Raw genomic sequence first — 314 nt, 5'->3', positions numbered from 1 at the left:
TGGGAGCCGCTCGACCGTGCCCAGGTGGTGGGTGGAGACCAGTGCGGTCCGCCCCGAGGCGGTGAGCTCGCGCAGCACGTCGATGTAGACCTCCTCGCTGCCGGCGTCCATGCCGCTGAACGGTTCGTCGAGGAGCAGCAGCTCGGCCTCCTGGGCCAGGCAGCGGGCCAGCAGGACCCGTCGCCGTTGACCGCCCGAGAGCTCGCCGATGCGCCGCCCCGCGATCGGCGACAACCCGACCCGGTCCAGGGCCTCGTCGACCGCGAGTCGATCGGCGGCGGACGGGCGGCGCCACGGACCGGTGAAGCGGCGGA

Annotated in this window: 1 protein-coding gene; it reads right to left on the bottom strand. The window is 74.2% G+C overall.

Going from position 1 to position 314, the window contains the following annotated elements; translation table 11 throughout:
* Window positions 1–314 (bottom strand): ATP-binding cassette domain-containing protein (locus G6018_RS15060; protein WP_182640057.1); only part of this gene is annotated, 314 nt, incomplete at both ends.

This window comes from Dietzia sp. DQ11-44 (genome assembly GCF_014145205.1).
GTDB lineage: Bacteria > Actinomycetota > Actinomycetes > Mycobacteriales > Mycobacteriaceae > Dietzia > Dietzia natronolimnaea.
Note: the sequence above shows the minus strand (reverse complement) of the source record. Positions and strands in the feature narration are given on the sequence as shown.